A 2,962-nucleotide genomic window follows, 5' to 3' on the forward strand; every position below is an offset into this window, starting at 1 on the left:
GACGCCACGTCGACGACCGTCATGTAACCGGTGTGCTGACGCCCGGCACCACGAGCGCACCCCCGCCCGCTCACGGCGCCGGACTTCTCGTGCCCCCCGTTGCCGGACTTCGCGACATCGTGCAGACGCGTGACAACTGCGCTTGTGCTGGTGCTGTGCAGCGTGTTCATCTCGCGCCCCCCGTCGTGGAGTCCGTGGTGTTCCGTGTGATGAGAACTCTGCCCGGCCACTTCGACGGCGGTGTCAGCCAACTGTCACAGACCTGTCACAGGGGGCTGTGTCTTTACGTAGGTCCTACGGGGGTTGAGTGCGGGACCTGCCCAACTGTCGATACGGCGCCCTGGGATGGGCCAGAATGACCTCTGTGCCTTCCCTGTTGCTGATCGAGGACGACGACGCCATCCGGACGGCCCTGGAGATGTCACTGACACGCCAGGGTCACCGGGTGGCCACGGCTGCCACCGGCGAGGACGGTCTGAAGCTGCTCAGCGAGCAGCGGCCCGACCTCATCGTGCTGGATGTGATGCTGCCCGGCATCGACGGCTTCGAGGTGTGCCGGCGTATCCGGCGCACGGACCAGCTGCCGATCATTCTGCTCACCGCGCGCAATGACGACATCGACGTGGTGGTCGGCCTGGAGTCGGGCGCGGACGACTATGTGGTCAAGCCCGTGCAGGGCCGGGTGCTCGACGCCCGGATCCGCGCGGTGCTGCGCCGTGGTGAACGCGAGGCCAACGACTCGGCCACATTCGGGTCGCTGGTCATCGACCGCTCCGCGATGACGGTCACCAAGAACGGCGAGGATCTGCAGCTCACGCCCACCGAGCTGCGGCTGCTGCTCGAGCTGAGCCGCAGGCCCGGACAGGCGCTGTCCCGGCAGCAGTTGCTGCGTCTCGTATGGGAGCACGACTATCTCGGTGACTCCCGGCTCGTGGACGCGTGTGTGCAGCGGCTGCGCGCCAAGGTGGAGGACGTGCCGTCCTCGCCGACGCTGATCCGTACGGTGCGCGGCGTGGGTTATCGCTTGGACACGCCTCAGTGACGTCGAACTCCGAACGGACCGCTCCGACTTGGGGGCGCAGGGTGGCGGCGAAGCTGCGGTTCACCAGTCTGCGGCTGCGGCTCGTGGTGGTGTTCGGGCTCGTGGCGCTGACCGCCGCGGTGACCGCTTCGGGGATCGCGTACTGGCTCAATCGCGAAGCCCTGCTCACCCGCACCCAGGACGCGGCGCTCAACGACTTCCAGGGGGAGATGCAGAACCGGGCGGCGACCCTGGGCCCGGATCCGGGCCGGGTCGAACTGCAGGAGGCCGCGCTGGCCATGGCGCGCAGCAGCCAGCAGTACAGCGTGATCCTGATCGCCAAGGACGCGAACGGCAAGGAGGTCTCCGCGACGGCCGGGTCCCCCACCGCGTTCGCGCTCGACGACGTCCCGGAGTCGCTGCAGGACGCGGTGAACGAGCCGCAGGAGCCGTCCGGCGGCGGCCCGGCCGCGTACCGGATGTTCTGGCAGCGCACGCAACTGGACGGGACGCCGTATCTCGTGGGCGGTACGCGGGTGCTCGGTGACGGGCCGACCGGGTACATGCTCAAGTCGCTCGCGCCCGAGCAGAAGGATCTGAGTTCGCTCGCCTGGTCGCTGGGGATCGCCACGACGCTCGCGCTGATCGGTGCGGCGCTGCTCGCGCAGGCGGCGGCGACGACGGTCCTGAAACCCGTACACCGCCTCGGCGTTGCCGCGCGGCGGCTCGGCGAGGGGAAGCTGGACACGCGGCTGCGGGTGTCGGGGACGGATGAACTGGCGGAGCTTTCGCGGACGTTCAACCGGACTGCCGAGTCCCTGGAGAAGAAGGTCGCGGACATGAGCGCGCGGGAGGAGTCCAGCCGGCGCTTCGTCGCGGACATGTCCCATGAGCTGCGTACGCCGCTGACCGCGATCACGGCCGTGACGGAGGTCCTCGAGGAGGAAGAGGACAGCCTCGACCCGATGATCGCTCCCGCGGTACGGCTGGTCGTCAGCGAGACCCGGCGGCTCAACGACCTGGTGGAGAACCTGATGGAGGTCACCCGCTTCGACGCGGGGACGGCCCGGCTCGTACTCGACGATGTGGAGCTCGCGGACCAGATCACGGCCTGTATCGACGCACGGGCCTGGCTGGACGCGGTGGAACTGGACGCCGAGCGGGGCACCATGGCGCGGCTCGATCCGCGCCGGCTCGATGTGATCCTGGCGAATCTGATCGGCAACGCGCTCAAGCACGGCGGGTCTCCGGTGCGGGTGTCGGTGCGCAAGGAGAGCGTGGACGGGGACGGGGACGGCAAGGCGGACGGGGACGGCAAGGCGGGTGCGGACATCGTGATCTCGGTACGTGACCACGGGCCGGGGATCCCGGAGGACGTCCTTCCGCATGTGTTCGACCGGTTCTACAAGGCGAGTGCTTCGCGGCCCCGGTCGGAGGGGTCGGGGCTCGGTCTCTCCATCGCGCTGGAGAACGCGCACATTCACGGCGGGGAGATCACCGCGGCCAACTCGCCCGAGGGCGGTGCGGTGTTCACGCTGCGGCTGCCGCAGGAGGCCCCGGGTTCGGTCGAGCCCGAAGAGGCCGCGGACGCCGCGGAGTCCGGCGCCTCTCCGGCTGCGGAGGGGGCGCGATGAGGCGGCGGGCTTGTGCGGTGCTGCTTGCCGTCGGGGCGGTGCTGCTTTCGGGGTGCGGGATCCGGTCCACCGAGGTGCCGACCGAGTTCGGGGCGGCGCCTTCGCGGGTGCCGTGCACGACGTCGGGGGCCGATGTGGCGGCTCAGGCGGCCGGAGGGCTGCCCATGCAGGTCTTTCTGGTCTGCGGGGCGCAGCTGGTGAGTGTGGAGCGGTCGGTGCGGCTCGGGGACGGGCGTACGGCGGATGACCGGGTGGATGTGGCTCAGGCGCTGCTCGACGAGTTGCGGGAGGATCCGTCGGTGGCGGA

2 protein-coding genes and 2 pseudogenes are annotated in these 2,962 nt (G+C 69.9%); 3 read left to right on the top strand and 1 reads right to left on the bottom strand.

Features of this window, described 5'->3' with window-relative positions; translation table 11 throughout:
• Positions 1-170 (bottom strand): annotated as a pseudogene (locus G6045_RS41875) (SigE family RNA polymerase sigma factor); the annotation flags it as partial.
• A 194-nt stretch (positions 171-364) separates the two neighbouring features.
• Between G6045_RS41875 and afsQ1 the strand changes: the two are divergent.
• The 3 genes and pseudogenes from afsQ1 to G6045_RS40095 all read left to right on the top strand — a co-directional run.
• Positions 365-1,042 carry a two-component system response regulator AfsQ1 gene (gene afsQ1 / locus G6045_RS40085; protein WP_187818216.1) on the top strand — a complete coding sequence of 226 codons (678 nt, stop codon included), beginning with the start codon at positions 365-367 and terminating at the stop codon, positions 1,040-1,042.
• 41 nt (positions 1,043-1,083) lie between these two features.
• Positions 1,084-2,655: a HAMP domain-containing sensor histidine kinase gene (locus tag G6045_RS40090; RefSeq protein ID WP_328708090.1), complete on the top strand. Its 1,572-nt coding sequence runs from the start codon at positions 1,084-1,086 to the stop codon at positions 2,653-2,655.
• A pseudogene (locus G6045_RS40095) lies at positions 2,652-2,962 on the top strand (hypothetical protein); the annotation flags it as partial. The gene G6045_RS40090 and the pseudogene G6045_RS40095, both read left to right, overlap by 4 nt.

It is taken from the genome of Streptomyces mesophilus, from assembly GCF_011044995.1.
Lineage (GTDB): Bacteria > Actinomycetota > Actinomycetes > Streptomycetales > Streptomycetaceae > Streptomyces > Streptomyces mesophilus.